The sequence below is a fragment of the Kitasatospora cathayae genome, from assembly GCF_027627435.1.
Lineage (GTDB): Bacteria > Actinomycetota > Actinomycetes > Streptomycetales > Streptomycetaceae > Kitasatospora > Kitasatospora cathayae.
In genome coordinates, this window is the sequence record NZ_CP115450.1 from 659218 (window position 1) to 685659 (window position 26442).

Genomic DNA, 26442 nt, shown 5'->3' on the forward strand with positions numbered 1-26442 from the left:
TGTCTGTGTCTCCCATGACCAATGGGTCGGTCGATGCGAAGCGTGCTTCAAGGAGCAGGCGAGCGATGGCTGTCGGTCTCGCGTCGGCCGCGCTGGGCGCGTGCCTGAGCTTCGCCGGTGCTGGCACGTCAGTAGCAGCGCCCCCGCCGCCGCCGGCGCCGGCCCCCGTGTCCGGCAGTGACGCGCACCCCCAGCAGCCGCCCGCCTTCATGGTCGACGCTATCCGACTGTGGGAGCAGATCGGCTGGCCGAACGCCACCAACATCGGCAACCGCGAATGGGTCAACGCCGGCTCGTTCGTGAACCCGAGCACCCATCAGAGGGTGAACGAACTGCTCTTCACCGGCGGGACATATAACGACAGGGACGGCTCACTGCGCCGTTTCATGAACACCGGCGGTGCCGGCCCTTCCAGCGTGAACGCCGGAGGTGCGTTCCAGGAGTACAACACGACCGTGTACCACGTGCCGGAGAATTCCAACATTCCCGGGCGTGACACCAACCGGATCGTCCGGAACATCCGGACCGGTGACGTGTTCTGGACCACCGACCACTACAAGAGCTTCCACTACATGGGCCGGCACTGACGGCACGGGGAGGGCCGAGCCCGGCTCGGCCCTCCCCGGCCGTGGTCGGCCGTGCTACCTCGCGGCGTCGGCAAGGCGACAGCATCGGCGGCTGTCGACCTCTCGCAGGACAGACCTTGTGCATCGCACCCAGGCCCGGCTGGCCTCGGCGTCGGCGGGTTGTTCGGCGTGATGGTCCGGGTTGATGAACAACTCTGCGCCGTCCAGATTCGGTGCTGACCACCAGCGAGTTCCTGGTTCCGGGCGCTCCGTGCCGGCTTGACAGGTGGTCGTCGCGCTTCAGCAACGCCAACGCGCAACGGCCTGGTGCAGCGTGTAGGGGAAACCGCCAGGATTCAGCGCGTGGTCGGGCGCGGCTCGGGAAAGTTCTCCGAGGCGGGCAACCTTTCACGGCCGGGCGGCCACTGACAGGCAGAGCGCGGCGCCGCGTTCCGGGTGGCCCTGCCCTGGTCGGGCCACCCGCCGGTCCCGTCGAAGAGGAACTGTCGGACGTGAGCAAGCGAGCCGGGCGTTTCACGCTTGGTCAACGCGAACAGCGCAAGCGCCTCGCCCTGCGCGACGGCGACACCGCCTCCGGCAGGCCGCTGCAGCAGAGCACCTGCGACACGACGGCCGCCAAGTGGTGGACGATTCACCCCTTCGCCGGTCCGCTGACGGTTCGCCAGGGCGACGTCCTGGTCCTGGACGCCGACGTCACCGTGAACGGCTCGGGCAACGCGGCCGTCCACCAGGCATCCGGCGAGCCGACCTGCGAGAAACCCTCGCGTCGAGCGACGGCGGCTGCCGGGCACCGGTCCACGTCACCGCCGCCTCCTACGCGCACATCCGGACCTGGAACAGCAACCTCACCCCCAGCGGCAGCGGCGTCACCGTCACCGCCCTGCCCACTGGCAGCGGTGCGGTGCCCACCTTTACCTTCCCCGCCTACCCGAGCCTGTGACGGCCGTCGACCGAAGAGGAAGCATCGCAGCATGAGCAAGCATCGTCCGAGCCGCCGCCGGTTCCTGGTCCGGGCCGGAGCGGCGAGCATCGCCCTGGGCGGGACGGCGGCCGGCGCCGGCGCCGTCCTGTCCGGCGCACAGGCCGCCACCACGGTGAGCGGCACGTTCGGCTACACCGATGACGGCCGCGAGTACACCGTGCACACCGGCGCCGACCTGGTCTTCCGGGTCAGCAGGAGCACCGGCGACCTGACCTCCCTGGTCTACCGGGGCGTCGAGTACCAGGGCTATAACGGGCAGAACTCCCAGGTCGAATCCGGCCTCGGCCCGTCCACGGTGAGCATTGCCCGGCACGGCCGGACCGTCCTGGTCAGCGTCGTCCACGGCACCCTGCGCCACTACTACGCCGCACGCCAGGGCGAGAACAACGTCTACCTGTGGACCGACAAGGCGGACGACTCGATCACCGTCAGCCGCTACATCGTGCGCGTCCGCCCCGGCCTCTTCCCCAATCACAACCCCGATTCCTGGGATGCCACCCAGGACGTCCTCATCGAGGCCCAGGACGTGCGCCGCCGACCCGACGGCACCACCCGGTCCAAGCACTACTCCAACCAACGGGTTATCGACTACCGGTATGTGGGCTGGAGCAAGCCCGGCGTCGGCCTGTGGATGGTGCGCAGCAACCACGAGAAGGCGTCCGGCGGACCGTTCTACCGCTCCCTGATGCGCCACTCGTACGACACCGGCGCGGGCCTGTACGAGATCCTCTACTACGGCGAGAACCAGACCGAGCCGATGCGCTTCGGCCTGCAGGGGCCGTACGTGCTCGCCTTCACCGACGGCGGCGCACCCTCATCGGAGCTGTGGCACGACCGCATCGATACCTCCTGGGTGGACGGGCTCGGCCTGGCCGGCTGGGTCGGCGACAGCGACCGCGGAGCCGTGTCCGGGGTGGGCATTTCGGGCCGAAACCCGGCCCTCGCCTACACCGTCGGGTTCGCCAACGCCGCCGCGCAGTACTGGGCGACCGCCGACCCGGGCACCGGCGCCTTCACCGCGCGCCGGATGCTGCCCGGCGCCTACACCTGGACGGTTTACCAGGGCGAACTCGCCGTCCGCACCGGCGTCGTGACCGTCCAGCCCGGCAGCACCACCGCCCTGCACACCATCACCCTCACGCCCGCCGACGACCCGAACCGGGCTCCGGCGATCTGGCGTATCGGCAGCTGGGACGGCACCCCGGCGGGCTTCCGCAATGCCGACCTGGTCACCCACGCACACCCCTCGGACGCGCGCGCCGAGCCGTGGAGCGGCGACTTCACCGTGGGCCGGTCCACGGCCGCCGACTTCCCCGCCTACCAGTGGCGGGACGTCAACGACGGCCGGAGAGTCACCTTCGACCTGACGGCAGAGCAGGCCGCCCACGCGCGTACCCTCAACATCGGCATCACCACCGCCTACCTCAACGGCCGCCCCCGGATCCGGCTCAACGACTGGACCCCACCCGCCCCCGAACCCCACTCGGAACCGAGCACCCGCTCGCTCACGGTCGGCTCCTACCGCGGCAACAATCACACCTACGCCTTCACCGTCCCCGCCTCCGCCCTCCGGCCCGGCACCAACACGCTCACCATCACCGTCGTCTCCGGCAGCAGCGGCTCGCAATTCCTCAGCCCCGGCTTCGCCTACGACTGCGTCGAACTGCTCACCTGAGCCCGACACCAGGCGGAGCCGCCCCAGCCACGGGCGGCTCCGCTGGATGCCTCCGCGCGCCCCCGGGGAGACGACTCCAACCGCCCGGCCCGATCGGCAGCCCCGAAACCGCGCCGACCCCATCTCCGTACCTGGGGAACGATCCTCCGCCGCCCGGCTCGGGGCTATCGGCCGCCGCTGGCTCCGACTGGTCCGCCGTTGCCCCTGGACCGACGTGATCACCACCGCGTTCGAGTGCCTTCAAGCTCTGCCGCAGCCAGGCTGATCAGCGACAACGCCTATTCCGACGAGCAGCCCACCACTCCGGAGCCGTGGAACCCGGCGCCTACCCGACGCGACAGCCGGGCCACCGCCCTGCCCATCAGCGGCCCGAGAGCCGAAACGGCCCGCCGGAACAACCAACGGGCCGTCACGAAAGATCGACGCTAGTGCGCCGAAGTCAGTACCCACTGTCCGCGCAAGCCAGGGCTAACGCACTCCGGCAGAGGTCTACGCCGACTGTCCCCCGCGTGTGTCAGATCAGTTCGAGCAACCGCAGGTCCGTCGTGTACTTCTCGATCAACTCCGCTTCCACATGCGGGATTTCTTTATCCGCGAGCCCTGCTTTCCGCACCGCCTCCGTGAACTGCACCGCCGGGACCATCGAACCGTTCAACGGCTCGTCGGGTCGGCGGAAGGTGTGCAGCAATGGCAGTAGCGAGTTCTGCCGCCGTGCCTCCGGCAGGGCGAGCAGGGCGGTCTCGAAGCGGGTGAACCACTCGTCGTAGTCGGCGATACGGCTGACCGGGTGCCCGGCGGCGATGAGCCAGTCCACGAAGGTGTCCAGCGAGACACCGTCGTCGTGCGGGTTGACCACGTTGTACGTCCGGTAGCCGGTGAGGCCGGCGCTGCCGAGCGTGTTGACGGCCTCGGCGACGAAGTCACCCGGCAGCCCGTCGTAGTGGGCCCGCGCCCGCCCGCCGTCGGCATCTGGCCGGTAGAACGACGCCGGCGCGATCCCCGCGGTCAGGATGCTGAACAGCAGCCGCGTGAACATGTCGGGGACGTTCAACTGGCCCGCGTACCGGCGGTGGGCCAGGATCATGTCGGAGCGCAGAACGGTGACGGGAAGACCGTACTCCTCGTACGCGCGGCGCAGCAGCACCTCGCCGGCCCACTTGCTGGTGGCGTACCCGGAGGCGTAGCCGTCGGTGAGCGCTCGGGCGGTGCTCGCCTCGCGGATGTCGGCGCTCTCGTCGAGCCGGGCCGGATCGAGACCGCCTGCCACGCCGACCGTGGAGAGGTAGGTGAACGGCTTGACCTTGCCGGTCAGGGCCAGCCGGATCAGTTCGGCGGTGCCGACGACGTTCGGGCCGAAGAGCTGTTCGTAGGGCAGGACGTGGTTGACGAGCGCCGCGGGGTGGAAGACGGCGTCGACGTCCTCGGCGAGCCGGTTCCAGGTGTCCTCGTCGAGCCCGAGCCGCTCCTTGCTGATGTCGCCGGCCAGCACTTCGAGATGGCCGGCCGCCAACTCGTGGTATCGGGAAAGGAGTTGCTGGTCTCCGCTGTTGAGTGCGGTGTCGAGCCGACGATGAGCGTCGGCGTCGTCGCGGCCGCGGACCACGCAGATCAGCCGGCCGCCGGTCGCCGACAGGCGCTCCAGCCAGTCCAGGCACATGAGCCGGCCGAGGTAGCCGTTGGCGCCGGTCAGCAACACGGTGTGCGGGGCGGCGCCGGAGGCGGGGCGGGCGCTGCCCAGGGCGGTGACGTCGAGGAACTTCTCCAGCGTCAGCTCGTCAGCGCGCACCTCGCCCGTGTCCGGGCCGTGCACCGACGCGGACGACGGGCGCCCGGCGCCGGCGCGGGACGCCTCGATGTGGTCCGCGACCGCCTGGAGGGTGTTGCCGGCGCTGAGCAGCACCCCGACCGGCACCTCGACGGCGAAGACGTCCCGCAGCAGTTGCGAGAAGGACAGCGCCGACAGCGAGTCGACGCCGAGGTCGGTGAAGCGTGCGGTGGGCCGCAGCTCGGAGGCGGGGCAACCGAGCAGCGCGCTCGCCGCCGCGCGGATCGCCTCGAACACCGGCTGATCGGGGCCGGCCGCGCGCAGCGCGCGCAGTGCCTCCTGGCGGCCGCTGGACAACTCCTCGTACAGCGCCTCCAGTTGATCGCCGTAGCGGTCCTTGAGGCTGGGGCGCAGGTTCTTGCGGATGTCCGAGAGGAGTCCGTTCGCCGGGCTGAACGGCTCGGTCTCGACGAGGAAGTCGCGCGGGATCTCGTACGGCTCCAGCTCGGCCTTCCGGGCGACCTCCTGGAGGGAGGCGGCGAGCAGGGGCTTGAGCTGCTCCACGTCGCCGGCCTGCGCGAGGGCGTCCTCGGTGGGGACGATGACCGCGAGGAGGTACGCGCGCTCGCTGTTGCCGTAGACGTAGATCTGCCGGATCAGGGGGCTGGTGACGAAGGTGGTCTCCAGCTGGGAGACGGTGACGAACTCGCCCTGGGCCAGTTTGAGGACGTTGTTGCGGCGGTCGAGGTAGACCAACTGGTCCGGGCCGGTCTCGGCCATGATGTCGCCGGTGCGGTAGAAGCCGTCCGCGTCGAAGACCGAAGCTGTCGCGTCCGGCCGCTTGTAGTAGCCGGGGGTGATCATCTCGCTGCGGATCAGGAGTTCACCGCGCGGATGCGGCACGTCCGAGGCGAAGTAGCCGAGTTCGGGTACGTCGGCCAGTTTGTACTCGATGACCGGGGGCCGCACGACCCGCCCGTCCATCAGGACGGGGCCCGTCTCGGTCGAGCCGTAGCCGTCCCGCAGTGACAGCTCCAGGCAGGACTCCACGAACCGCTTCAGCTCCGCCGCGATCGGCGCACTGCCGCAGAGGACGTCACGCACCCGGCCGCCGACGAACTCCTCCCGCAGCTCCGCCTTGACGGCCTTGTCGAGCGCGTCGGGGTCCGCGAACTCCCCGGCCCTGCTCGCCGATCGGCTCTGGTACTCCTGGAAGAGCATGTCGCAGATCCGCGGCACCAGCAGCAGCTGGGTCGGACGGGCCTCGCGCATGTCGTCGAACAGCGTCGACATGTCGCTGGATCCGGTGAAGTACATCGCGCCGCCCCGGACCAGCGTCATGTACAGCGATGCTCGCGCCGCGATGTGGCTCATCGGCATGTAGCCCATGGTGACCGGCGACGCGTCGCCCGTCGGCGGGAGCCAGCCCGCCCAGACGCTCTTGAGCATGCTGTCCGTGTAGATCGCGCCCTTGGGCGCGCCCGTGCTGCCGGAGGTGTAGATCAGCAGCCGCACCGGGTTGTCCTCCGCTGCCGCGGGCGTGACCGGCGCCGGCAGGGTCCGGCCGCGCGCGACGATAGCGCTCAGTGCCTCGACGGCCGTGACCCCGGCGTCCGCGAGCCGGCCCCGGGCGGTCTCGAACCGTTCCCGCTCCTCGTCGGCCTCCGGGTGGAAGTCGAACACGACAAGGCGTGGCCGCGACGGCGCGGAGAGGGCCAACTCGACGGCACTGTCGATGGATTCGATGCTGGTGGCGAGCACGCGCGGCGCGCACTCGGCGACGATCGGCTTCAGCTTGCCGAGCGAGGAGCTGTGCTGGAGTGGCACCGAGACCGCGCCGGCCCGCAGGCAGGCCAGGTCGAGCACCGTGTAGTCGACGCTGGTGAACCCGTGGATGGCGACGAAGTCGCCTTCGCCCACCGGGTTCTCTGCGTCCGCCGCCCACTCGGCCGCAACCGCGCCGGCCCGCTCCCACAGCTCGGTATAGCTGATGGTCGTGTAGTGCGGCAGGAGCCGCGGTTCGGTACGGCCGGTCGCCGGGTCGGTCACCGGCTCGCGGACCCGCTCACCGAGGGCGGGGCGATCGGCGTACTCCGCCATCACGGCGGCGACAGCCTGCGGCAGACCGATGCTGCGGTCGCGCAAGGTCGCCAGGACTGCGGGGGAGGCGAGGAGCCGGGTCTCCTGAGCGGGGGAGGCCGAGCCGTTGGTTCGAGGTGTCGAGGACACCGGCTTCACCGACTTTCCATCAACTGTGGTTTGTCAGGGCAAGTTGGTGCACGGTCCAGGCACATGCCGATGGCCGGGCCTGGTGCGATGGCGCGGCGGGCCAGCGGCCCGGGGAAGGCGTGGTCTGCCCGGGGTGGCGCTCGGGCTACGGGTGGAGCGGTAGGTGCGGCCTGCCGCGCGTGTCGGCCACCGTCTTCGCGGGGGAAGCCGACACGTTCCTTCCGATCGGATGCCTTCGTGTACTCAACAACTATCTCAGGTTGTGTTACGTGACTGTCAAGTAAAGCAATGCCAAGCTACGCTGACCGGATGCGAGACATGGCCGAAAAGAGCCCTGAGAACAGCGAAGAGGGCGCAGGGAAGAGCAGGGCGAAACCGCCCTCCGGGGGCGGGCCCGGCAGACCCAGGGACCCTTCGGTGGAGAAGGCGGTTCTGCGCGCGACCGTCGAGCGGCTCGTCAGTGACGGCTACTCCCGCATGACGATCGGTGACATCGCCGCCGATGCCGGCGTCACCCGGCCGACGGTGTACCGGCGCTGGTCCAACAAGCACGACCTGGTCGTCGACGCCCTCGACTTCAACTTCCAGGAGGAGCGTGAACGCCACCCCGTCGGCCCCCTGGAGGAACTCCCACCCGTCGAGGCCCTGCGGCAGGCCCTGCGCCACGCCTCTCCCTTCGGCCCGACAGGCCGGGGCCTGACCGTCATCGGGAACGTTCTCAGCGAGGCCGAGCGCACACCTGGCCTGATCGAGCTCGTACGGGAACACGCGCTGGAGCCTCGGCAGAAGCCGCTCATCGACACCTTGCGGCGGCTGGCGGCACAGGGGGTGCTGCGCGAGGGGGTCGACGCGGAGCTGGTCGCCGACATGATGATCGGGAGCTACTACGCGTCGTACATGCGGCAGGGCGAGCGGGATCCGGAGTTGGGGGACCGGGTTGTGGAGATGGCGTGGCGACTCATGGGGATCGAGGGCTGAAAGGGCCTCTGGGCCGGGAACGCCTGGTGGCCATTCCGTACTCGGGTCCAGTCCGGGGCGGCTCGGAACTGCCGGGGCCTCCCTCGGGCAGGTCGACGCGCAGCGAGACGCTCACCATTGCGTCATGCCCGTTCCGTCAGGTCGATGCGGTGTGTCCGGTGCGGTGCCAGCAGGGCACGGCGGGTCTCCGGGAGCTGCGCCGTGCGCCAGACGGCGACGCCCAGGAGCAGCGCGGGTCGCTCGTGCGCAGGGCGTCGGCGACCTCGGCCACCCGGCGGGCGGCGCTCTTGCGCTGGCGTGCGCTGTCCCTGTGCTGCTGCCACGCGGCCAGGCCCACGACCATGGCCACCGCCAGCACGGCGGACAACGCGGTGGCCAAGAACCGGGACCGGCGGGCGGTGCGGGCCGCAGCTTGCCGCTCCGTCTCACGGGCCGACAGCGCGGCGGTGAGGAAGGCCCGCTCGGACTCGGTCAGCGTGCCGTCGTCCGCGAACAGTTCCTCCGCACGCGCCAGCCGGGCCCCCCGATACAGCGCGCCCGGGTCGCGGTCGTGCTCCAGCCAGGAGCGCGTGGCCTCCATGAGGCGCCGGTGATGGCGCAGCCGTTCGCGGCCCTCCTCGACCCAGCCGTGCAGCCGGGGCCAGCAGGTGATCAGCGCCTCGTGAGCGAGGTAGACGCCTACCTCGTCGGCGGTCAGCAGCCGGGCGCGGGCCAGCCGCTCCACCACGAGGGGCGCCTCGGGATCCGTACACTCATCCAGTTCGGCCCGGGTGAGCGGGCGGCGGGTGTCGGGGGCACCCTGGCCGGGCTCCACCATCCGCAGCAGCAGATGCCGCGCGGTGCGCGCCTGGTCTGGGGACAGCTTTCCGTACACCTCCTCGGCGGTGGCCGCGATCGCGCCGCGGACCCCGCCCGCGGCCTCGTACGCGGCCACCGTCAGGATCCGTCCCCGACGCCGCCGCCAGGTCTCCAGCAGGGCGTGCGAGAGCATCGGCAAACCGCCGGGCTCGCCCTCGACCTCGTCCACCAGACGCGCGGTCAGCTCACGCTCCACAAGCCACCCCGCCGTCTGGGCCGGTTTGACGATGGCCTCGCGCAACTCGTCGGCCGTCATTGGGCCGAGCAGGAGCGCGGCACCGCGCAGCGCGTCGGCGAGAGTGCGGTGTTCGGCGCAGCGGGCGTAGAAGTCGCCACGTACGGCGACCAGCACCCGCAGCCGGGAGCCCGCCTCTCGCGCGGCCAGCAGCAGGTCGAGGAAGCGGGCCCGCTCCGTCCGGTCTTGGCACAGGGTGAAGGCCTCCTCGAACTGGTCGACCACCACCCAGCTCTCCGGTTCGCTCTCCGCCGGGGCCAGCAGATGCGCGTACGTGGTGGCGGGCAGGGTTCCCGGAGTGAGCACCCGCAGCACGGCAGGGCGGCCCATACGGGCGATCTCCTGGCGCAGGGCGGGAATCAGGCCCGCCCTGAGCAGCGAGGACTTGCCGCTGCCGGAGGCGCCGAACAGCACCGCGAACCGGTGGTCGCGCACCAGCCGCTTCAGCTCCTCGACCATCCGGTCGCGGCCGAAGAACAGGTGGTGGTCGTCCGGTTCGAAGCGGGCCAGGCCCCGGTACGGCGGCCTGGCATCCGCCGCATCTTCGTGTACCACTCCCGCAACGGCCGCCTTCGCCTCCTTCCAGCGCGGCTCCCACTGCGCGGGGTCGCCCCCGCAAGCACGCACATACCCCTGCAGGACGGCGAGCGACGGCAGCCGTTCCCCGGCGGCCGCCTGCGACACGGTGGTCACGGAGAACCCCGCCGCGCCGGCCATCGCCCGGTACGACGGGCTGCCGGCCGCGCGGCGCAACTCCCGGAGCTCATGCGCGAGCCGCTGCACGGGACCGGCCCCCGGGTCAAGAGGTCTCTCAGGACGCCCCACGCCTCCCCCTTCTGCGCTTCCAGGCAACGGGAGTAGTCATACATTTACTTAGTGAGGACAACTTGAAGTCCTGAGTGACATGAAACGATCGAGGATTCATTCGGATTCATCGGCGTTGAGGAGACAGTCGCCGCTGGATGTGGTTGTCGCCCTTGGCCGACGCGGTGGTCGGAATCGCCAGGGCGCTGATCGCGGCGGTAGCCAGCACGGCCACCGCCGCTCGGCGCACGAGACGCGTCATGGGAATTCACCGTTCTCTGATCGGGTCACGGGAAGGGGTCAGTGCACCAGACCCTCGGCGCGCAGCCAGGCGGCGGCGGCCTGGGCCGGGCTCTCGCCGCCGGTGACGGCGGAGGCGAGTGCGGCGAGCTGGTCTGTGGTGAGCGAGGAGTTCAGGCGGGCGAGCGCGGTGCGCGTCGCCTTACCCGCGTAGTCGGCGTTGATCAGGGGAAAGACGTGCTCCGGGGGGATGACGCCGCGGGATCCGCGAGCACCGTCAGGCCCTCTCCGGTGACAACCGGGTCGGTGCCTCGCAGCACGAGCACCCCGACGGTGCTCGATGGACTGATGGTGACGCCATGGGCTTCAGTCAACACGACGGCTGACGGCGCATCGGGGTCCTGTGCCGCAGCGCCGCCCAGAGCGCCGCCGCCCTGGACCTTGGCCAGGTCCGCGGTGCCGTGCAGGTCGTAGCGCTGGGCCGTGGCACGGCTGACGGCGAGGACCACGCCGCGCTGCACGGCGGCGGGCGGCAGGGCGTCGATGCCTGGAGGCAGCGCCATGCTGAGCGTCGCGGTCATGTTCCCGGGGAGCGTCTGGCCGCCGGGGAAGGTGTGCAGCAGCGCGCTCTCGTAGGCCGGCGCCAGGGTGAGCGTGCCCGCGGTCACGGCCTTGGCGGTGTCCGCCGGCGTGCCGTAAGAGCTGTTCGCCATCTGGGTCTTCTCCCCTGCGGCGGTGAGCAGTTGCTCGTAGAGGGCCGCGACGACGCGGCTCTCGGCGGAGTTGTCGGCGCCGATCACGATCGGGCCCTGGCCAGGATCGCCGGAGGCGGTATAGGTGCGCTGGTGGCCGGCCGCGCAGCCGGAGAGCAGCAGCGCGGACACCATGGTCGCCAGTGCCGCTGCGAAGCGGCGGTTCGTCATATGTGCCGTCATGGCCTTCTGCCTGTGGAGGGCCTGCCGCCCGCTCCGGGGAGGGATGCGGGCGGCAGGCGGTCAGGGTGTTGCTCAGCGGTGGCAGTGGGCCCGGCGCTCGGCGGCGGACATTGGGCGGGACTGGGTGTTGACGTAGCCCCTGGGCGCGTTCGCGTTGGGGCCGGACTCCTTGTAGTTGTGTATGTACCAGATGTAGTGGCCGTAGTAGCGCTTGCCGAAGTGGATCTCGTACCAGCCGGTGGCCTCCTGCTTGGCGGTGCCGCGCTCGATCCAGCCGACCCGTCCGGGGGTGATGGTCACCGCGTCGGTTTCGCCGAAGGTGTGCGAGGTCTCCCAGGTGTGGTTGTAGGTCGCCTGGATGGAGGCTTCGAAGACCTGCGAGAACTTGTAGCTCGCGGAGACGGAGACGCCGACCGAGTTCGCGGAGCCGGTCGTCTCCGCCCAGTTGACCGACTGGGTGGAGTTCGCGTTCGTGCAGTTGTACAGGGACTGGCTGACCTGGTGCACCGGGCCGGTGTAGGTCCGGAAGCTCTGCGGGTGGAACTGGCAGTAGTCCGCCCAGCTGCAGGCGTTCAGCAGGTTGGCGACACCGGGGTCGCTGTCCGCGAAGGCCTGAGGTGCCGCGATCAGCGACGCGCCCATGGCGAGGGCGGCGACGGCTCCGGCCGAGCGGGACAACCGCTTCAGGGAGTCGTACTTGCGACGTGCGATCGTCATCGATTACTCCGAGTAAGGTTTGGACGTCGTCGGTCTTGACGTCCGACGGTGCGTAACTTTCCATTGGCTCGCATCGCCAGACATGAGTCATCATGCACACATCACATGAACCGTGCGTTACATGGCCGGATAACTGAGCAAGATTTGAGCTTATTTGACGTACCATCAGGCCGATCACTCAGCCAGGCCTTCTCGTTCATGACAGGATCAGCGACCGCATAAACCGTAGGCGCGTCGGCAACCGAGGGCGCTCAGGCGATACCCACGGCAGTACAGACGCGATACGGATCGTGACTGCCGGCATGCCGGGTCCGAGTCGTGCCCGGGGCGCTGACTGTCGCCTACGGCCGAGCGCTGTGTTCGCGTCCGGAAGTGTTCATGGGCAAGGGGCGACGTCCGGCTGTCACGGTGGCAGGTCCTTTCATGAGGAGAGACTGCGATCCGTGGTTGCCGCCGCGGCACGAAAGGTTGCCGTCTTCGGAGAAAACCGTGTTGGCCCTTCCCTCGTAGCGTAGAGGCCGTGACTGCAGGGGAGGTTGGGAGTCATGGCGAAGAAGAGACGGAAGTTCGACGCGGAGTTCCGTGAGGGGGCTGTCCGGATCGTGACCGAGACCGGCAAGCCGATCGCGCAGCCCCGGCCTCACCTCGGTCAACCAGCCCCCCAACCGCTTCGCCCGAAACCGCGCTGCTTGCTCCCTCGCGTCACTCGCAGGCCAGCCCAGATCCTCCCGCATCGCCCGAGCCCGCACCCCCTCCCCACCACCGGCCGCGTCCCGCTCGACCAAGGCCACGATCCGCGCGCACTCGGGCGGGAGCACCTCATCCCCCAACCCCTCACGCCACAGCGGCACTTCGACCGGCGGACCGACGCCGACCGCGCGACCGGCACCGCTACCGCCGGCGCCTCGCACCCCGCAGCATCATCGCCCGCCTCGGCCAGAGCCTCCACCGTGGTGGTGCGTCGCTGGGCGAGGGCGCGGACCGCGAGCACCAGGGCACCGGCCGCCGCAGCCCAGGCCGGTCCACGCCGAGCGCGGAGGCGAGCGCGAATCCGGCCAGCGTGCCGCCGACCGTAACCAGGGCGAACGCCGTCATCCCGGCCGGCTCATGCGGCCGCGGGGGTCGGCAGCCCCGCGTCCAGATCGGTGGCGAGGAAGCGGTGGAACAGGTGCGTACTCGGCCCCGATCGCGACCAGCCACGGCAGCGTCATCGGCGCGGCGAAACGGGTGAAGCTCAGGCCCTGGCCGTGAAGGCCAGCCAGGCATGACGCCGTCATCGCGCTCCGCCTTCGCGGCTACCGCACAAACCCGGCCCACCTCACCATGGACAGCACGCCGTCTGACTCCAGGCCCTGGGGAAGCGACCGAAGGCCGCCGTCCTGGCCGCGCGCCGGCGGGCGCGGTCTGCTGGTCGACGGCACGCAGCCGCGGTGCCGAACAGCCCGGCGGACCTGGCTGTTTCACCACGAAGCGGTGCTTCGGCGGTTCCGGGGCCGTCCGCAGATCCGGCCGACGGCCGAACCGAACGACATTGGTACTGGACCGTGATCCGCCTTCGAGGCCCTGGCCTCCTACATTCCCCCCGGCACAGCCTTCGAGGCCATGGCCATGGCCTCGACCTCGGCCGTTGTCTTCCGGTCGCCCAGGAACATCAGAAGATAGCTCTCGGCAAGGGTCATCTTGTGCAGTTCGGTGATGTCGACGCTCTCGGGGAAGGAGTGAATGCGGCACAGCGCCTCTTCGCAGCCGATCAGCAGCACCGTGGAATCCGGGTTGACCTGCTGGAGCTGGGTGACCAGGGGGATCGAACCGCCGGCACCGGTGAAGACGACCTGTTCGCAGGGGTAAGCGTGCAGCATGGCCATCTCGGCCAGTGCGTACCCGGGTTTCGTGGTGTCGGCCTGGAAGCCGCTGCCGGCCGAGCCCTCGACCGGGTTCACCTGGACTTCGGCGTTCCAGGGGTTGAACGCGGGGTCCTCCAGATACGCCTTGAGCTGGGAGAAGGCATGCTGGGGGTCCTCAAGAGGCGCGATGCGCAGGCTGACGCGCGCCGTGGCCGTCGCCGTGAGCTGGTTGATGGAACCATCGATCGTTGGAGGGCCGTCGAGCCCAACCACGTTGACCGACGGCTTGCCGAACAGGCGGCTGCCGAGCAAGCCCGTGCCGATGAGGTGCACCCCGGCCTTCACCCCGGCCTGTTCGCGGAACTTTTGTTCGTCGGGCTCGTGACCCTGCCACGCCGCCTGGAGCAGATCAGGCACCACGACGTCGCCCGCCGGGTTCTGCACCTGGTTCAGGAGGTGGATCAGCGCCATGAAGGCGTCGGGCGTCGGACCGCCGTACTCGCCGCTGTGCACGGGCGAGTTGAGGGTGCGGACGGTGACGTCCGCTGCGACCAGACCGCGCAGACTCGTGGTGAACGTCGGCTTGCCGAGCTCGTAGTTCCCGGTGTCCGCGATGACGAGAACGTCGGCTTTGAAGAGGTCGGGGTTATGTCTGACGTATTCCTCCAGGCTGTCCCCTGCCTCCTCCTCGCCCTCCAAGACGATCTTCAGATGGACGGGCGGCATCGTGGTGAACGTTCGGAGGGCGCCGAGGTTCATGATGATCCCGGACTTGTCGTCGGCGGAGCCCCGGCCGTACACCCGGCCGTCCTTGACAGGCTGTCCCGGTGCAGCACCAGGCACTCCCCGCTAGGGACGCCGCCCATGTCGGCGTCGGTCGAACCGTGCCCCTTTCGGGTCGATGAGGCCGTACTACAAGGACGGCAGCGTCCAGACGCTCGCCGACCAGGTCCTGGGCCTCTCCGCCCACCTGGACGACGACGGCAGCGTGCCGGTCGTCTTCTCCACCGAGGTCGACGCCCAGGAGGAGATCGAGCTGGAACACCACGAGGGCTGGATCGACCGGATCGTCGCGGGCCTCGGCCACATGGGAAAGACCAGCTACCACACGGCGATGGACGCGGTGGTCCGGCACTGCCGGGAGAGCGGCTCCACGGCGCCGGCCTTCGTCGTGTTCCAGACGGACGGCGGACCGATCAGCAAGCGCGCGGCGGAGGCCTGCCTGTGCGAGGCGGCCAAGCTGCCGATCTTCTGGCAGTTCACAGGCTTCGGCGACCAGGCGCGGGGCGGTCGCCCGATCGGGCGGCGCTCGGCCGCTGATGCGCGCCGGGCATGGGCCGCCACACCCCCAGATCGAGACCCTCCGCGTTTGAAAGATTGCACAACGTGATCGATGCTGTTGTTTTGCCTACGCACCACTCGGTGGTGGGGCCACTGTGCGCGACTCACGAGGAGAACGTCATGGAACCCGAACAGCAAGGCAACGGACACCGCCGCCTCGCCAATATGGAGGACATCGCCCCGCTGCTGCTCGGCGGCGATGCCGGTCAGCAGAGGCGCCTGGAGGCCGCGGAGGCGGGCCCGCTCCGCATCCCGCCGGCCGAACTACAGGAGGCGGTCGAGCTGCACGTGTGCATGGGCCTGAACGCCTGCAAGGGCCACGGGGTCGGCAAGACGGGGGAGATGGCGGGCATGGGGCACTGCGCCACTGTCTTCCACGTCTGCCACGGCGCCAACGAGTGCCGCCAGCAGGGCGGCTGCGGCTACTCCGGGTCCGACGCCGAGCAGGCCAAACCCGGTGACCAGAACTGCCGTTGGAACGGCAGCTGCGCCAGCCCGATCAACGAGAGCCGGGTGCACGCGGCCGGTCCCTACCGCGGGACCAGCGTCTGGAAGCGGGCCCGCAAGATCTTCGAGCAGCGCATGTTCGAGGCCGGCGTCCCCTTCGGCCCCGCTCCCGGCGAGGGCTACCCGGACGCCCTCGTCCCCAGCTACGAGACACCGGCCGGCCCCCAGAGGCCGTCCGACTCGTGACCGCACGCCGCATGCCGGACACGTCGCCGGTTCCCCGATCGTCCGGCCTGGGCCTCGGGCTGGGACTTCGGTTCCCCCATCTGGCCCAGGTGCTGGACACCTGGCCGGAAGTGGGCTGGTTCGAGATCATCTCCGAGAACTTCATGGACTCCGGCGGCTACCCGCGTCACGCCCTGGACCGGATCGCCGAGCGCTACCCGATCGTCATGCACGGCGTCTCGCTGTCCATCGGCAGCACCGACCCGCTCGACCTCGGGTACCTGGAGCGGCTGCGCCGCCTGGCCGACGCCACGAAAGCCCGCTGGGTCTCCGACCACGTCTGCTGGACCGGCGTGACCGGAGTCAACACGCACGACCTGCTGCCGGTGCCCTTCACCGAGGAAGCGCTCGCCCACCTGGTGCGCCGGGTCCGCACCGTCCAGGACGTGCTGGAACGGCCACTGGTGCTGGAGAACCCGAGCACGTACGCGACGTTCGCCGGCGCCGCCATGCCCGAGTGGGAGTTCATCGCCCGCCTGGCCGCGGACTCCGGCTGCGGCCTGCTGCTCGACGTCAACAACGTCTACGTCTCCGCCGTCAACCACGGCTTCGACCCCGAGGAGTACGTGCGCGCACTGCCGGCCGACCGGATCGTGCAGATCCACCTCGCAGGCCACACTCACCTCGACACCCACATCATCGACACCCACGACCAGCCCGTGGCAGAACCGGTCTGGCAGCTCTACGAGCTGGCGACCTCCCTCACCGGACCGGTGCCCACCCTGCTCGAATGGGACGACCGCATCCCGCCGCTGCCCGACCTGCTCGCAGAACTGGACAAGGCTCGTCCGTACATCGAGAACGCGGCTGCGGTCCCGGTGGGCCGTGGCTAGCGCACCCGGCTTGGACGAGGCACAGCGCTGGCTCCAGCAGGCGATCCTCGGCCCGCGGGAGGGACAACGCGCGCAGTTGCTGGCGCCGGCGGCCCGGCTGACTCCCGCACAGTGCCTGGACGTCTACCGGCACGGCTACCGGCTGCGGCTGCTGGAGGCGATGCGCGGGCTCCACCCGGGCCTGCGGGCGCTGCTCGGCGAGGAGGTCTTCGACGACTTCGCCGTGGACTACCTGGACGCCCGCCCCTCCCGTTCCTACACCCTCTTCGAACTCGACCGGCACTTCGCCTATTTCCTCGCCGATCACCGCCCCGACCGGGAGCGGCCGGCCGACCGGCGCGAGGCGTGGATCGACGTGGTCATCGATCTCGCGCGCTACGAGCGGGCGTTCGCCGAGGTGTACGACGGCCCCGGTGCCGAGGCCGTGCCCGACAGCTACGCGGTTCCACCCGGTGAGGTCAGCCCGGCGCCCTGCCTGCGGCTGTTGACCCTGAGCGCGCCCGTGCACACCTACGCGGCAGCCGCCCGCCGGGGCCTCGATCCCGCGCCCCCGGTGCCGAGGCCGGTGCGGCTCGCGCTGTCACGCCGGAACTACATCGTCACCGCCACCGAACTGGACCGGGCAGCACACCAGTTCCTGACCCTCCTCCGGGAAGGCAGGCCGGTCCGTGCGGCAGCCGCCGCAGCGGGCCTGGACGAGGCGGGAACCGCGCGCCTTCTCCACCGGTGGACGGCCGACGGATGGCTGCTGCCCGACACCACTCCCCCAGCCCCCGAATCCAGGAGACGAACACCATGACCGTCACCGCTCCACGCGAGGCCGCCACCCCCCTCATCCTCACGCACCCGGAGACGAAGGTCGACCCCAGGAGGCCCATCGAGACGCTGGACGACCTGGTCAAGCACCTGAAGCAGGCCGCCTACCTGGAGATGTCCACCATCCCCATGTACCTCTACCCGTCCTTCTCCATCGCCTCGCGCGGCTACTCCCAGTGGGACCCCGGGATGGGAGCCTTCCGGCTGATCCGCAGCATCGTCGTGGAGGAGATGCTGCACCTGTGCCTCGTCCGCAACCTTCTCGTGGCCCTGGGCAAGGGCGACGAGATCAGCTTCTACAGGAAGGACTTCGCACCGACGTACCCGTCGTACATGTTGCACCGCTGGCCACCGCTCGTCCTCGACCTGGGCCCGTGCACCAGGGAACTGGTCCGGGACGTCTTCATGGAGTTCGAGCTGCCCTCGCCGGCCATCGGCGCGGGAGCGGTGCCCGACGGGTGGTACGCCACCATCGGCGAGTTCTATGCGGCCGTCGGTAAGGGGCTCAAGACCCTCAATGACACGACGCCCGACCTCTGGAAGCAGAACAAGCCGTACCTCCAATACATCACGGCCTACTGGAACAAGGACGGCGGCGGCGAGCCGGTCGCGATCAAGGACCTGGAGACCGCCCAGGAGGCTCTGAAGACCATCGTCGAGCAGGGCGAGGGAGCCTCGCCCGACATGCTCACCGTCCCCATCGACCCGCTGAAGCCCGTTCCCGGCCTGGACGAGATGCCGCACTACATCAAGTTCAAGCGCATCGCGGACGGCGTCGAACCGATCGGCCCGGTCTGGCCACTGCCCACCAACCCGACAGCAGAGATCTACCGCGACGATGAGAGGGTCCGCAGCATCAACACCCTCTTCAACGCGGTGTACTCCTACGTGCTGTACATGATCGACATGGTCTACACGTCCTCGCGCGAGGACGTGACCCCGGGGCAGGACAACCCGCGCTACCACTACGAGCGCACCTTCATCTCGGCGATGCAGGGCATCCTGGTGACGGTGGCGCAGACCATGGTCGCCACCCGGGCCGACATCGACCAGTCGAGCGGCACGCGCCTGGGCCCGACCGTGCGTGCTGACGCGGCCGCCACCATGGGTCCTGGCCCGGCCGTCATCACGAATGCTGGTCCGACCTTCGAGTTCCACGAACTGCCCGAGACCGGGAAGAAGAAGCACCTCATGGACCTGTGCGACGCCGCCATGGTCCACTTTCCCCAACTCGGCGGTGACAACAGCGTCCGCTGGCTGATCGGCAAGCTGCCCGACGAACTGTGAGACACGTGGATGAGCCCGCTCGCATCGATCGCGAGCGGGCCATTCGCGGCCTCCACTGCGAAGCGCGGGGTACTCCAGTCGCGGTTCTCCATCTGCGCTGGTCAATGGTCTGATTTCGAGCCTACTGGGCTGACGTGTCGCCAGGGCAGTGATGGTTCGTAACTCACCCGATTGGGATGCATTTTGAACACTTACGGACAGTTAGCGGTGTCATCGTGAAGTGGCAGGTCACGGGCCTGGTGTGATTCCGTGCCCGGGTGCTCGTGCTGCTAACGCGCGGCAGTCTGCCGCATAGATCGTCGGGCAGGGAGGTCTTCGCGGACTCCGGCCCGTTCCGGCCCGCCAGGCTCCTACGCTCCCGGGCATGGTGGACCCCGAGGCGCTGGAACGGATCGCCGCGCGCCGCGCGGAACTGGACGGGCTGGAAGAACAGCTGGTCAAGCAGCTGGTCAAGGTGCGGGCCGAGCGGGACGAACTCGCAGTCGCGGAGCAAGTCCTGACGCGGATGAATGAGCAGAGCACTGGGGAACGGGCCGTCGGCGCGCCGACGTCGGCGCAGGTCGGCGGGCGTCCTGTGCTCTTGGTCCCGCACCGCCGCGACAGCCAGGACGTGTCAAAACCTGTGGATCTGCTAGCTAAGGGCTGTCCCGTTTTAAAGGGATGTCTCGTTTGGAGGTTGAGGCCCTACGCTGTGCGGATGTCGAGTCGTCTGAGCGTGGCGGTGTGCCCCGGCCGTGAAATCGCCTACCCGGCGGCCCTGCAACGCCTCGCGGGAATGGGCGGGATCCCACTGGTGTGCTTCGAGTGTAAATGTGGCGCTACCCACCTTGTCGTGGTGTCACCCGATGGTGCCGAGGTTGTCGCCTCAGGAGGCGGTTACCTGCGTGCCAGATTCGAGTTGCTCGGCTGGGTGCGCTCAACTGTGTTCGCCGAGGGCGGTGCTTTCCGCCACTACATGGTGCCGGACGCCGACCGGTCCCTGCTGGACGGTTTCCTCGCGCTCCTGGCTGCCCGCGTGCCCGGCACCTGAGCCGTCAGGCTTTGAGGTTCGGACACAGCCTGCGTCGGCAGATCTGCACCACGCCAGGGGTGACGAAGGCATGGACCGACCCGCGGGTCCGACCATGCCAGTGCCATGATCTTGGAGTGGCTGGTGTGATCACGGCGTCGGAGCCGTCCTGGATATTCCCGTTCAGCGGGCTGGGCCCGCGCGACTTCCAGAAGCTGATCACGATGCTCCGCCGCGAGGGGGCCGAAACGGTGCGCCCGGGCCGACCGTGGAGCCTGCCGTTGGAGGATCGGGTTCTACTGGTCGCCGCCTACTGGCGCACGAACCTGACGCTGCGGCAGCTCGCGCCACTGTTCGGGGTGTCCAAGTCGACGGCCGGCCGGATCATCGACCACATCGGGCCCCTGCTCGCGCTCAATCCACGGCGCCGGTTCCGCAAGGACACCGTGCTGATCGTCGACGGCACGATCGCCGAGCAGTCGAAGAACTACCGGTACTCCACCAACCACCAGGTCGTCATCGACGCCCGTACCCGGCTGGTCGTCGCTGTCGGCAAGCCCCAGCCCGGCAACCGAAATGATTGCAAGGCATGGGAGGATTCCGGCGCGAAGGCCGCCGTCGGCCGGACGACGACCATCGCCGACGGCGGCTATCCGGGCACCGGCCTGGTCATCCCGCACCGCCGGCCACGCGGCGGCGAGCTCACCGAGTGGCAGGCCGAGCACAACCGCGAGCACAAGCAGGTCCGCGCCCGCGTCGAGCACGTCTTCGCCCGGATGAAGACCTGGAAGATCCTCCGCGACTGCCGTCTCAAGGGCGACGGCGTCCACCACGCCATGCTTGGCGTCGGCCGCCTGCACAACCTTCTCCAGGCCGCGTAGGCGAAGCCCACCCTGAGGCGGATCACCCAGCCCCAATCCACCGAGATCAATTACGGGACGACCCTTAGTCCTTGACCAGAGACAACCCCCTGATCAGGCACTTGATCGACGCGAGAGCTACGACCTGCCGGGCAGAACGATCATCGCGCGGTCCTCCTCGCCAGAAAAGTAGTCCCCGGTCGACGCCGTGGCCGGGTGCCCTTTTGCTGACTCCGGATGGTCGATCAGGTCCCCAGCCTTGGTGGAACCGTTGGTTCCGCGGTAAGGCCTGCGGGTGTTTCCGCAGGTCGGACCCCGTCTACGGGACCACGTCGAGGAAGCTCATCATGCCGTGGTCCTCGTGGGCGGCGATGTGGCAGTGGAACATCCACCTGCCCGGGTAGTCGGCGAAGGCGACCCGGATGACCACCTTGCCGGCGACGCCGTCGACCGCGTGCGGTACCGGGACGGTGTCCTGGCGGCCCGTGTAGGGGTGCGGGGTGCCGTTGACGGAGAGCACCTGGAAGGCGTTGGTGTGGAGGTGGAAGGGGTGGTCCTCGCCCGAACGGTTGACGATGGTCCACTCCTCGACGGTGCCGAGTTTCGCCGGGGTGTCGAAGACGGAGCTGTCCGGCGTGAACTGCCGGCCGTTGATGTAGAAGGTGTTGCCGTCGTCGCTCTCCGACAGGGCGACGGTGCGCCGTTGGGCCACGGGCTCCGCGGCGAGGTCGGCGGGGGCGGTCGGGATGGCGCCGGTGACGGCCGGACGTCGGTGGACCGGGGCCCCGGTGACCCTGATCGTCGCCAGCTCGGTGTCGGGGTAGGCGTCGCCCTGGGGGCCGTTGCTGTACGCGAGGGTGCGCAGGGTCGCCCTGGCCGGGCGGGGGCCGGCGGTGACCAGCACGTCGTAGCGCTTGCCCGGGGGCAGCAGCAGGTTGTCCGCGGTGGTCACCCGGGCGACCGGGCTGCCGTCCTCCCCCACCACGGTGAAGCGGTAGCCGTCCAGCTGGAGCCGGTAGAAGATGTCGGCCCCGGCGTTGACCAGGCGCCACAGCTGGGTCTCGTTCGGCCGCATCGACAGCACCGGCCGCAGCCGGCCGTTGACCAGGCGCACGGTCGGGTTGTTCGAGTCGATCGACGCCGTGCCGGTGTTCTGCAGGATGTGCCCGGTCGGGTCGAGCTGGACGTCCTTGAGCACGAGGGTGTGCGCGGTGACCTTGCGCAGGTCCGCAGGGAGCAGGGTGCGGTCGTCGCCGATGATCAGGGCGCCGGAGAGGCCGGCGAAGATCTGGTTCTCCACGTCACCGGTCATGTCGGTCATCCCGGTCATGTCCGAGGATCCCGACGTTCCCGGCGCTCCCGGCGCGGGGCAGCTGGTGCCCATGGCGTGGCTGTGGTACCAGAAGGTGCCCTGGGCGTGGTCCGCGGGGATCGCCAGCCGGTAGGTGGTGTCGGCGCCGGGCGCGACGCACAGGAACGGGTCGTCGGACTGTCCCTCGGGGGACACGTGCAGCCCGTGGAAGTGCAGGTTGGTGGCCACCGGGAGGTGGTTGACCAGGTGGACGGTGACGGTCGAGCCCGGGGCCGTGTGGAGGGTGGGGGCGACGTACGAGCCGGTGTAGGAGGCGCCGTAGACCTCCCGCCCGGAGACGTCGAACCGGCTGCGGGTGGCGTCCAGGGTGATCGTCACGTTCTCGTCGCCGGTGGCGTCCGCGACGGGCGGGTCCTGGAACGGCATGCCTGCCCGCATGCCGTGCTCCTGGTCGGCCGTCGAGGGCGGCTGCGCGACGTCGGCGGGCGGGGCCGCCATCGCCTCGGCGCCGAGGGCGGCCGAGAGGAGGACCGCCACCGCGGTCATCACGTGGATGACCCGCCGGGTGCGGCGTATCTGCTGCCGATCGGGGTCGACCGGAGCTTCGATGTCGTGGGACATCAGATCTCCGTTGTTCAGCTTGTCAGTGAGGGTTGGTTGAACTGGTCACACAGCCTGTCCGTCTGACCGGTTCCTGACAAGGCCTCAACAGGCCGACAGCGGGTGCTCCCACCCACCCCCGTAGGTCGGGAGCACTCCACAGCCGACCCGGTTCCCCGGAACCGCCGTACCGTTCGGGCGCCTACCGCCCGTCGGCTCCAACCCGTGTCACGAGTTCGGTGGCGCCGTCGGGAATCCACTCCGACATCGCCCGGCGAGCCCCCGCCGGATGGATCATATTTGCCAGTCCGCCGGGACCACACCTCCTGGTCGGTGCCGATCGACGACCTCGAATCGCCGCCCGGCTGACTTCCCGTCAGCCAGCGGAGTGGTCAGGCGGGTTCGTCCACACCGAGCTGCCGGTAGGCCGCGGCGACCGCGAGCATCCGGGTGATTTCGGTCGCTGACGGTCAGCAGGTCAGGTCGGGCAGCAGGTCAGGTCGGGCAGCAGATGAAGGGCGCAGGCAGGTTCGGTCCGGAGAGTCGCTCCTCCTCCTAGCAGTGCCGGCGCAGGCCGCTTCCGGCGGCCGGGGCCCGGAGGGCGGCGGCTTGAATCGGACCGTGCCGGCCGCCGACCGCCGCCCTGCGCGGTGGGCGGCCGGCGTCCGGTTCGAGGCCCGACGGGCCCCGGGGCGTCAGCCGCGCGGCAGCACCAGCGACTGCACCGCCGCGAGCTTGCGCCAGTCGCTGGACACGATGCTGGCGTGCGCCCGGGCCAGCTGCTCGGTCCGGGCCCGCGCCTGGTCGACGGTCGGGGTGGTGGCGCTGATCTGCGGCGCGACGTTCTGGGCGTCCGTCATCACCAGCAGGTAGTGCGAACGGTCGTACCACGCGGTGTCGATGCCGTTGAGGTAGGTGGCGGCGTCGCCGTCGAAGACCACGAACCAGGGGCGGATCCCGGCGTCCGAGCCGGTGTACTTGCTGCGCGGGTCGCCGGCCGCCGCGCCGTGCACGGCCGGGAACAGCTGGGCCTGGCCGATCCGGCCGGCCGCGGCCAGGTCGCGCAGGTGCCGCCCGTACTCGACGTCGGTGTGCAGGGTGTCGAAGGGGTTGTTCTCCTCGACCGTCCCCGGGATCGCGTAGAGCAGCACCCGCCCGGCGAGGGCCGAGCGGCTCGGCCAGTTGCCCGCCCGCACCGCCTCGTCGACGCTGGCGTACGAGCCGCCGCCCGGCTTGGCCAGCAGGTCGGCCGGGCGCAGCACCGCGTCGCCGAGGTGGGCGGCGATCAGTGTGTCCAGCTGGTCCGGGCCCATCCCGAGGTTGGCCGCGAAGCCGCCCTTCAGCTCCAGCTTGACCACCAGCGGTCCGGCTCCCGGGTGGGCGCCGAGCCAGACCCGGATGTCGTCGAGGCAGTGCTCCAGGTTCTTGTTGGTGCCGCCCCCGTAGAGCTGGCTCGGGGTGTCGGCGGCGGTGCAGTTGTTGGAGTTGCCGAGTGGGTTGGAGTGGCTGACCTTCCACTCGTGGGTGATGACGTCGGTCCAGAGGTCCAGCTCGATCATGCCGGTGCCGGTGTCCAGGCTCTGGGCGAGGTACTGGTAGGCCGCCGGGTCGTAGGTGTTGTGCAGGCCGACGGTGGTCGCCGAGCCGAACGGCAGGTCGCCGCTGCCGGTGTCGGCGGCCGCCGGGGCCGCGGTCGGCAGCAGGGCGGCCGCGGTGGTGAGCAGGCCTGCGGCCAGGAGGCCGGCCAGGGTACGGCCCGAGACCGTACGGCCTGAGGTCATGCGGCGTACGGCTGTCCGGCCTGAGTTCGAACGGCGTGCGGTCATCGGAAGATCCCCCCGGTGTCGGTCACGGCGGCCGCCCGTGCGCGCCGCCTGAGGCAGCATCGCCCGGCCGGGCGTGCACCTCGTGAAGAAGGCACGACAATAGCGTGACGGTTCCCTCACCTCCGTCCCGACCTCCCCCGAATGGGACGGCCGCCACGACCTGCCGGTGACGGAACGTCAGGATGTCGGAGCCGGGCGCTAGCGTGGCCCGCGAGCGGACGGCCGGAAGCGGTGGCGGACGGCCCGCGAGCAGCCGCAGACAGCGAAGAGCAGTGGAGGCAGCACCATGTCCCTGGTCCGGGTCCACAACTTCTCGATCTCCCTCGACGGTTACGGCACCGGCGAGGGGCAGAGCCTGGAGAACCCCTTCGGGCACGCCACCGACCGGCTGCACCGCTGGTTCTTCGGCACCCGCACCTTCCGGCGGATGCACGGCCAGGAGGGCGGCGACACCGGGGTGGACGACGCGATGGCCCGCACCTGGGGCGACGACATCGGTGCGGAGATCATGGGCCGCAACAAGTTCGGTCCACAGCGCGGGCCTTGGCAGGACGAGGACTGGCAGGGCTGGTGGGGGCCGAACCCGCCGTTCCACACCCCGGTCTTCGTGCTCACCCACCACCCGCGCCCCAGCCTGGAGATGGCGGGCGGCACGGTCTTCCACTTCATCGACGCCACCCCGCAGGAGGCCCTGCGGCGGGCCCGGGAGGCGGCCGGTGGCAAGGACGTCCGGATCGGCGGCGGCCCGCGCACCGTCCGGGCCTTCCTGGAGGCCGACCTGATCGACCACCTGCACGTGGTCGTGGTGCCGGTGGTGCTCGGGCGGGGCGAGTCGCTCTGGGCCGGACTCGAAGGGCTGGAGCAGCGCTTCGACACCGAGGTGGTGACCGGCCCGAGCGGCGTCACCCACCTCACCCTCACCCGCCACCGCGGGGAGTGACGGCGGACGGCGCGCCGTGTGACGGCCGACGGGCGGCCTCCCCGCGTGGGTACGGGGAGGCCGCCCGTCCGTCCGGGACGGTGTCGGGTCAGACCCGGTCGGCCGCGATCAGCACGTACTGGAAGGAGCCGTCCTTGTAGGACTCGATGAACGCCTCCTCGATGCCGGTGACCAGCGAGGTGGTGTTCCGCAGCTCCCAGTAGGGCAGGGTGTCCGGGGTGAGGTCGATGACGGCCTGCGGCACCAGGCGGTTGTCGGCCATCGCCCGCAGGTACTCGCGGCGGGAGTGGATGTTGCACTCGAAGTGCGCGTTGATCTGCGAGACCCACTTCGACGGCTGGCCGTACTTCGGGTTCCAGCAGCCGGTGATGGTCACGTACCGGCCGCCGACCGCCAGCACCCGGGAGTGCTCGGCGAACAGGTCGTGCAGGTCGACGTACATGCTGGACTCGTTGTTCCAGGAGCCGGCGACCGAGCCGCTTTCCAGGGGCATGTCCAGCATGTTGGCGACCCGGGATCGGACGAACTCGCCGATGCCCAGCTCGGCGGCGCGCTTGTTGCCGAAGTCGGCCTGCTGGGTGGAGAGGGTCAGGCCCTCGACCCGGCAGCCGAAGCGCTGGTGGGCCATGACCATCGAGCCGCCGCGGCCGCAACCCGCGTCGAGCAGGGTGTGCTCGGCCCTGATGTCGCCGAGGTGGTCGAGCAGGACGTCGGCCTGGGCGGACTCCAGGCGGTGCAGCTCGGCGATGACCTTCTTCTCGCGCTCGCTGTCGGCCGGGTCGCCGATCGCCGCCTGGTCGATCTCGCCGATGCCGTAGTGGTGGTGGTACAGGCCGTCGACGTCGCCCAGGCGCAGGTTGACCGGGCGTGCCTCGTGGTCCCAGTAGCGCGCGATGTCGCCCTGGTACGGAGTCGCCGGGCCGGGGATGGCGCTGCCAGGCGTGGTGGTGATGTCGTCGGTCAGGGACATATTGGTCAACTCCAGGATTATCAAAGGGTGTTCGTCGGAGAGTCAGCGGGCCTCCGGACCTGGCGGA

20 protein-coding genes and 2 pseudogenes are annotated in these 26442 nt (G+C 69.9%); 11 read left to right on the forward strand and 11 right to left on the reverse strand.

Features of this window, described 5'->3' with window-relative positions; all coding sequences use genetic code 11:
* Nucleotides 1–5 precede the first annotated feature (5 nt).
* Nucleotides 6–587 carry a hypothetical protein gene (locus O1G21_RS03090; protein ID WP_333493421.1) on the forward strand — a complete coding sequence of 194 codons (582 nt, stop codon included), beginning with the start codon at nt 6–8 and terminating at the stop codon, nt 585–587.
* Between the two features lie 971 nt (nt 588–1558).
* Nucleotides 1559–3244 (forward strand): rhamnogalacturonan lyase B N-terminal domain-containing protein, encoded by a 1686-nt coding sequence (locus O1G21_RS03095; protein ID WP_270140509.1) that lies wholly within the window; start codon nt 1559–1561, stop codon nt 3242–3244.
* Between the two features lie 514 nt (nt 3245–3758).
* Here O1G21_RS03095 and car read toward each other — a convergent pair.
* Entirely contained in the window at nt 3759–7247 is a 3489-nt protein-coding gene (car, locus tag O1G21_RS03100) for a carboxylic acid reductase (RefSeq protein WP_270140511.1), read from the reverse strand.
* A 408-nt stretch (nt 7248–7655) separates the two neighbouring features.
* On the opposite strand from car, the gene O1G21_RS03105 reads away from it, so the two are divergent.
* The gene (locus O1G21_RS03105) at nt 7656–8216 is read left to right on the forward strand and encodes a TetR/AcrR family transcriptional regulator (protein ID WP_270140513.1); all 561 of its coding nucleotides are present in this window, start codon (nt 7656–7658) and stop codon (nt 8214–8216) included.
* Between the two features lie 136 nt (nt 8217–8352).
* Here the strand turns inward: O1G21_RS03105 and O1G21_RS03110 are convergent, their stop codons facing one another.
* The 7 genes and pseudogenes from O1G21_RS03110 to O1G21_RS03140 all read right to left on the reverse strand — a co-directional run bounded on the left by O1G21_RS03110 (nt 8353) and on the right by O1G21_RS03140 (nt 14692).
* Nucleotides 8353–10092 carry an nSTAND1 domain-containing NTPase gene (locus O1G21_RS03110; protein WP_456319221.1) on the reverse strand — a complete coding sequence of 580 codons (1740 nt, stop codon included), beginning with the start codon at nt 10090–10092 and terminating at the stop codon, nt 8353–8355.
* A 148-nt stretch (nt 10093–10240) separates the two neighbouring features.
* Nucleotides 10241–10375 carry a hypothetical protein gene (locus O1G21_RS03115; protein WP_270140515.1) on the reverse strand — a complete coding sequence of 45 codons (135 nt, stop codon included), beginning with the start codon at nt 10373–10375 and terminating at the stop codon, nt 10241–10243.
* Between the two features lie 38 nt (nt 10376–10413).
* Complete coding sequence (locus tag O1G21_RS41315; protein ID WP_333493547.1) at nt 10414–10695, reverse strand: glycine betaine ABC transporter substrate-binding protein; 282 nt, start codon at nt 10693–10695, stop codon at nt 10414–10416.
* Entirely contained in the window at nt 10578–11276 is a 699-nt protein-coding gene (locus tag O1G21_RS03125; protein ID WP_270140517.1) for a glycine betaine ABC transporter substrate-binding protein, read from the reverse strand. The genes O1G21_RS41315 and O1G21_RS03125 overlap by 118 nt, the downstream gene beginning before the upstream one ends.
* Before the next feature lie 84 nt (nt 11277–11360).
* Nucleotides 11361–12005, reverse strand: a complete 645-nt coding sequence (locus tag O1G21_RS03130) for a hypothetical protein (RefSeq protein ID WP_270140518.1) — start codon at nt 12003–12005, stop codon at nt 11361–11363.
* Between the two features lie 937 nt (nt 12006–12942).
* Nucleotides 12943–13249: pseudogene (locus tag O1G21_RS03135) on the reverse strand (arsenic transporter); the annotation flags it as partial.
* A gap of 327 nt (nt 13250–13576) precedes the next feature.
* Nucleotides 13577–14692: a M20/M25/M40 family metallo-hydrolase gene (locus tag O1G21_RS03140; RefSeq protein ID WP_270140520.1), complete on the reverse strand. Its 1116-nt coding sequence runs from the start codon at nt 14690–14692 to the stop codon at nt 13577–13579.
* Nucleotides 14693–14744: 52 nt separating this feature from the next.
* Between O1G21_RS03140 and O1G21_RS03145 the strand changes: the two are divergent.
* The 7 genes and pseudogenes from O1G21_RS03145 to O1G21_RS03175 all read left to right on the forward strand — a co-directional run.
* Nucleotides 14745–15125, forward strand: a pseudogene (locus O1G21_RS03145) (VWA domain-containing protein); the annotation flags it as partial.
* A gap of 185 nt (nt 15126–15310) precedes the next feature.
* Nucleotides 15311–15883 carry a hypothetical protein gene (locus O1G21_RS03150; RefSeq protein WP_270140522.1) on the forward strand — a complete coding sequence of 191 codons (573 nt, stop codon included), beginning with the start codon at nt 15311–15313 and terminating at the stop codon, nt 15881–15883.
* A gap of 11 nt (nt 15884–15894) precedes the next feature.
* Nucleotides 15895–16755 (forward strand): MNIO family bufferin maturase, encoded by an 861-nt coding sequence (bufB, locus tag O1G21_RS03155; protein WP_270140524.1) that lies wholly within the window; start codon nt 15895–15897, stop codon nt 16753–16755.
* A 10-nt stretch (nt 16756–16765) separates the two neighbouring features.
* A complete protein-coding gene (locus tag O1G21_RS03160; RefSeq protein ID WP_270140526.1) occupies nt 16766–17554 on the forward strand; it encodes an HvfC/BufC N-terminal domain-containing protein in 789 nt (262 codons plus the stop codon).
* On the forward strand, nt 17551–18858 hold the full coding sequence (locus O1G21_RS03165; protein ID WP_270140528.1) for a ferritin-like domain-containing protein: 1308 nt from the start codon (nt 17551–17553) through the stop codon (nt 18856–18858). The genes O1G21_RS03160 and O1G21_RS03165 overlap by 4 nt, the downstream gene beginning before the upstream one ends.
* A 364-nt stretch (nt 18859–19222) precedes the next feature.
* Nucleotides 19223–19888 (forward strand): hypothetical protein, encoded by a 666-nt coding sequence (locus O1G21_RS03170; protein ID WP_270140530.1) that lies wholly within the window; start codon nt 19223–19225, stop codon nt 19886–19888.
* A 116-nt stretch (nt 19889–20004) separates the two neighbouring features.
* Entirely contained in the window at nt 20005–20748 is a 744-nt protein-coding gene (locus O1G21_RS03175; RefSeq protein WP_270140532.1) for a transposase, read from the forward strand.
* Nucleotides 20749–21046: 298 nt separating this feature from the next.
* On the opposite strand, the gene O1G21_RS03180 is transcribed toward O1G21_RS03175, so the two are convergent.
* Both O1G21_RS03180 and O1G21_RS03185 read right to left on the reverse strand, forming a co-directional pair.
* Entirely contained in the window at nt 21047–22660 is a 1614-nt protein-coding gene (locus O1G21_RS03180; protein WP_270140534.1) for a multicopper oxidase family protein, read from the reverse strand.
* A 674-nt stretch (nt 22661–23334) separates the two neighbouring features.
* Complete coding sequence (locus O1G21_RS03185; RefSeq protein WP_270140536.1) at nt 23335–24420, reverse strand: phosphatidylinositol-specific phospholipase C domain-containing protein; 1086 nt, start codon at nt 24418–24420, stop codon at nt 23335–23337.
* 331 nt (nt 24421–24751) lie between these two features.
* Here O1G21_RS03185 and O1G21_RS03190 point away from each other — a divergent pair, with 331 nt between their 5' ends.
* A complete protein-coding gene (locus tag O1G21_RS03190; RefSeq protein ID WP_270140537.1) occupies nt 24752–25405 on the forward strand; it encodes a dihydrofolate reductase family protein in 654 nt (217 codons plus the stop codon).
* Between the two features lie 88 nt (nt 25406–25493).
* Here the strand turns inward: O1G21_RS03190 and O1G21_RS03195 are convergent, their stop codons facing one another.
* Nucleotides 25494–26375: a geranyl diphosphate 2-C-methyltransferase gene (locus tag O1G21_RS03195; RefSeq protein WP_270150756.1), complete on the reverse strand. Its 882-nt coding sequence runs from the start codon at nt 26373–26375 to the stop codon at nt 25494–25496.
* Nucleotides 26376–26442: the final 67 nt, after the last annotated feature.